Origin of the sequence: Streptomyces fuscichromogenes (genome assembly GCF_014645815.1) — a bacterium.
Lineage (GTDB): Bacteria > Actinomycetota > Actinomycetes > Streptomycetales > Streptomycetaceae > Streptomyces > Streptomyces fuscichromogenes.
The window spans coordinates 1-4,843 of sequence record NZ_BMML01000081.1; the positions used below are offsets into that span (position 1 = coordinate 1).

General features: G+C 73.9%; 3 protein-coding genes and 1 pseudogene. All 4 read left to right on the forward strand.

Annotated features, from left to right (window positions below):
* Positions 1–604: thioesterase II family protein (locus tag IEZ11_RS50075; RefSeq protein ID WP_189269802.1), on the forward strand; the 604-nt coding region annotated here is incomplete at its 5' end.
* A gap of 673 nt (positions 605–1,277) precedes the next feature.
* Positions 1,278–1,637 (forward strand): annotated as a pseudogene (locus IEZ11_RS52715) (ATP-binding protein); the annotation flags it as partial.
* 636 nt (positions 1,638–2,273) lie between these two features.
* Entirely contained in the window at positions 2,274–4,505 is a 2,232-nt protein-coding gene (locus IEZ11_RS52175; protein ID WP_268239984.1) for a LuxR family transcriptional regulator, read from the forward strand.
* A gap of 137 nt (positions 4,506–4,642) precedes the next feature.
* Positions 4,643–4,843, forward strand: a 201-nt coding sequence (locus IEZ11_RS52720; protein WP_189269804.1) for a beta-ketoacyl synthase N-terminal-like domain-containing protein, incomplete at its 3' end; no start/stop codon positions are given.

Sequence of the window (4,843 nt, forward strand, 5' to 3'; positions counted from 1 at the left end):
GCGGGCGTTGACGTCGGTGGCGGGGCTGGTCGGGGGGGTGCGTGAGGCGTTGCGTGGCTGGGATGGTCTGCCGTTGGTGTTGTTCGGGCACAGTATGGGTGCTGTGGTTGCTTTCGAGTTGGCGCGTGTGCTGCGTGGGGAGGGTGCGCAGCCGTTGGGGCTGATTGTTTCGGGGCGGCGTTCGGCTGCTGTGTGCGGGGACGGGTGTGTGCATGTGCTGGGTGATGATGCGCTGGTGGAGGAGGTGCGGGTGCTGTCGGGTACGGATCCTGGTCTGCTGGGGGACCGGGAGGTGCTGTCGATGGTGCTGCCTGCGTTGCGGGCGGATTTCGAGGCTGTGGAGACCTACCGGTATGTGCCGGATGCGGCGGGTGGTGTGCCGTTGAGCTGTCCGCTGACGGTGTTCACGGGCAGTGCTGATCCGCGGGTGGGTGTGCAGGAGGCGATGGCGTGGCGGGAGCTGACCGAGGGGGTGTTCTCCTTGCGGGTGTTTCCCGGGGGGCATTTCTATCTCGGCGGGCAGGTCGCTGAGGTGTGTGAGGCGGTCGCGGAGAACATCCGTGTGTTCACCGGGACGCGGGTGCAGGCGTCGGCCGACGGGTGACGGCCGGCGGGTGACGGCCGGCGGTGCCCCTTGCCGGCCCGCCTGCGGGCGGGCGGCGGGCCGGGCGGGCGGGTGTGCTGGCGGGGCGGGCGGGTGTGCTGGCGGGTGGCGGGTGGCGGGTGGCGGGTGGCGGGTGGCGGGTGGTGCGGGTGCCGTCGGCTGGGCCGTCGTGTCTGCTTTGTGTGCGTTCCTTGCGGGGCGGGCGGCTGGTTGTGGCGGGGGAGCGGCGGGGGTCAGGGTCTGCGGGCGTCGCCTTCTCGCCGGTGCGGGTGCGGGCGGCGGCTTCTCACCGGTGCGGTGCGGTGCGGTGCGGTGGGGTGGGGTGGGGGTGGTGTGGTGTGGTGGGGGTGTGGTGGGGGTGGTGGGTCGTATGTGTGTGGCGGGTCGGGTGCCGCTGCCCTCTTTTTTCTTTTTGGGGTTTCTGTCGGGGTGGGTGTCCGGGTGGGGATGTGCTGGCTGTCGGTGGCTGTCGGTGGCTGTCGGTGGCTGTCGGTGGCTGTCGGTGGCTGTCGGTGGCGGGTGGTGGCGGGTGGTGGCGGGTGGCGGGTGGTGGGGGGTGGTGGTGGGGGGAGTTCCTGTCGTGCAGTTAGTGCTTGTCGTTCGTGGTCTTTTCCGGGGTGGTGGTGTTCTTAGCGTGGGGGGTGCGAGGTAGGCGACGGGGGGAAGGCGGTTCATGGTGCTCCTGTACCGCGATGACGAGCGTGCCCGGCTGGACAAGGCGGTGCGGGTGTGTGCGGGGGGTACGGCCGGGGTGGTGCTGGTGGAGGGTGCTGCGGGCTGTGGCAAGTCGGTGCTGCTGCAGTACGCGGCGGGTCAGGCTGCCGGGTGCGGTCTGAGGGTGGTGCGGGTCGTTGCCGGGGCGGGCGGACGCCGTGGTGGGCGGTCCTTGCTGCGCGGGCTTGTCGATGCGCTGGAGGGCGGGGGCGCGGGGGCGGTGTCCGCCGGGGCCGGGCGGCCGGGGCCGCGGGGGCTGACGGGTGTGCTGGGTGCGGCCTGTGCCCGCGGGCCGGTCGTCCTGGTGGTCGATGATCTTCAGTATGCGGATGGTGTCTCGCTGGCCCGGCTCCTGCGTGCGGTGGATGAGCTGCGTGACGCGGCGCTGCTGACGCTGCTCGGCCAGGTGTCCGGTCCCGGTGCCGGTGCCGGTGCCGGTGCCGGTGCTGGTGCTGGTGCTGGGCGTCGGGGGCTGTACGCCGCTCTGCTGCGGCATCCGGGGTTCGGCCGGATCCGGGTGGAGCGTCTGGGTGTGCGTGACACCGGTGAACTCGCCCGGTTCTGGGGTGCCTGTGGTGATCAGGCGGGTGATGGCGGGGTCGTCCGGCTGAGCGGCGGCAATCCGCTGCTGCTGCGGGCCCTGCTTGCCGAGACGGGGGCCTGGGGCGGCGGGCCGTGTCCGCAGCCGGAGCCCGCGGGCCCGTACGCCCGGACGTATCTGGCGTGTCTGCGCCGGTGCGGCAGCGATGCGCGGCGTCTTGCGTCCGCTCTTGCCGTTCTGGGTCCCGGTGCGGGTGCGGGTGCGGGTGCGGGTGCGGGTGCGGGTGCGGGTGCGGCCCGTGCCGGGCTGCTGGCGGGGCTCGGCCCGGACGCGGCCGGTCTCGCGGCGCGTGCCCTGGACGCGGCCGGCCTTGCTGTCGGCGGCTGTCTGCCGCATCCGGTGGTCGGGGCTGCCGTGCTCGCCGTTTTGAGTCCGGGCCGGCGCCGTGCCCTGCACCGGGAGGCGGCCGGGGTCCTGTACCGCAGTCAGGGCGGGCCGGGGGCCGTGGCCGGGCATCTGCTGGCGGCCGGGAGCGCCGGCCATGACTGGGAGATCGCGGTTCTGCGGGAGGCTGCCCGCCAGGAACCGGTGACGGGTGCCGGGCAGACGGCCGGCCCGCCGGACGCACCGGACGCACCGGACGCACCGGACATGCCGGACGCGCCGGATGCATCGGATGCGCTGGGTGTGGTGGATGTGGCGCGTGCCGGTGCGCCGGGCCGTGCCGAGGCCTGCCTGCGGCTGGCCCTGGCCGCGTCCGCCGGCACCGGGTTTGGCACCGGCGCGGGCGTGTCCGGTGGTGTGTCCGTGTCCGCGGGTGGGTCCGGTGGTGGGGGCGGGCCGGCTCGTGTCCGGGTTGTTCTGCAGTTGGCCGAGCACATGTGGCAGAGGGATCCGTCGGAGGCCTGCCGGCTGCTGGACGAGCCTGCTGCGGCGTTCCTGGCCGGGCGTCTGCCGTACGCCGAGGCGGGCTGGCTGGCACGTCAGCTGGTCATGCAGGGCCGTATCGAGGAGGCCGACGACGTCCTGGCCCGGCGGGGTGCTGTTCCCGGTGCCCGGCCGGTCTCGGAGGACCCTGTGCGTGACCTGCTGGCCCAGCTGCCCGCCGGCACCGACACCGGCTCCGGCACGGGCACGGGCTCCGGCGCCGGGTCCGGCACCCGCATGGGCATGGGTTCCGGTTCCGGCATGGGTTCCGGTTCCGGCATGAGCACCGGCACTGGCACCGGCACCGGCACCGGCACCGGCATGGGTTCCGGGTCCGGCTCCGGGTCCGGGTCCGGGTCCGGGATGGGTTCTGGTTCCGGCATGGGCTCCGGCGCCGGGTCCGGTACGGGCATGGGTTCCGGTACGGGCATGGGTTCCGGCACTGGCACCGGCACCGGGATGGGTTCCGGGTCCGGCACCGGGTCCGGTTCCGGGATGGGTGCGGGTTCGGGTTCTGGTCATGCGGGGCGGTTGCCGTGTGCGGCTGTGTTCTGGTTCCATCCCCGTGCCCAGGACACCGTGGCGGGTGCGGAAGAGCTGCTTGCCGTGACTCCGTTGACGGCTGCTTCGTTCGAGGCGGTCGGTCATGCTCTGCGTACGCTGGTCCATCACCGGCCGCGTGCCGCGGCCGGCTGGTGTGTGCGGCTCGCGGCCGGGGCGGCTGCCCGGCCCGCGGCGGGCTGGCAGGCTGTCTTTGTCACCGCGCACGCACAGGCCCTGCTCCGGCTGGGCGACCTGGCCGGCGCCCGCCGGGAGGCGGCCGCGGCGCTGGACCTGCTGGCCGGGCGCGGCGGGCAGCTGGCCCTGGCCCCCCTGGCCGTTCTCGTGCACGCTCTGACCGGACAGGGCGAGCACACGGCCGCGGCCCGCCGGCTGCGTCCCCTGCTGCCCGGCGACGCGTACTCCACGGTCCACGCTCTGGCTTTCCTGCGGGCACGCGGCCACCACTACCTGGCCACCGGGCGTCCGCAGGCCGCTCTCGAGGCGTTTTCCGACGTGGGCCGTACCGCCGTGCGCTGGGGACTCGATCATGCGGGGCTGCTGCCCTGGCGCAGTGATGCCGCCGAGGCACTGGTGGCCCTGGGCCTGACGGTCCGGGCCCGGGCCCTTGCCGCGGAGCAGCTGGCCGCAAGCGAGGCGTCCGACGCCCGGGTCCGCGGGGTCTGCCTGCGCCTGAGCGCGGTCGCGGTCCCCTCCCGGCGCCGTATCGAGCTGCTGACCGAGGCGGCCGACCTGCTCCGCGAGTACGGCGACCGGCTCGAACTCGCCCGCACCCTGGCCGATCTGGGCGACGCACTCCAGACGAACGGCGAGGGCACCCGGGCCGGCGCGGTCACCCGCCGGGCCCGCCAGCTCGCCCTGGACTGCGCGGCCGCGCCGCTGGCCGCACGGCTGGACCCGGCCCGCCGCGGGGACCGTCCCCGCCTCCCGCGTTCCGGCGGCCGGCCCGGCACCGGCCGCCTCAGCGCCTCCGAGGAACGCGTCGCGGCCTTCGCCGCCCGGGGCTACACCAACAAGGAGATCGCGGCCAGGCTCTTCGTCAGTGTCAGCACCGTCGAGCAGCACCTGACCAGGGTCTACCGCAAACTCGGTATCTCCCGGCGCCGGGACCTGCCCGAAGACCTGCGTGTGCGCACCGTGGAACCGGCCCGCGGCTGACCCGGCCGGTGCAAGACCACCGCAAGAGGCCCTTTAGCGCGCCCCATGACGATGACCGGGCGCAGAACATGCCCCTTGTCCCCGGCGGATCACTTCCCGATTCGGCGTGTGAACGGAAAAGGAGACCACCCACCGTGATGTCGAATTCAGGCGCGCTGTTCGAGGATGCCGTCGCTGTGGTGGGTGTGTCGTGCCGGGTTGCGGGTGCGGGGAGTGCGGGGGAGTTGTGGGATGTGGTGGCGGCGGGTCGTGAGGTGGTGGGGCCGGTGCCGGCGGGGCGGGGTGATGTGGGGGTTGTGCGGGGTGGTTTCCTGCGGTCGGTGGACGGTTTTGATGCG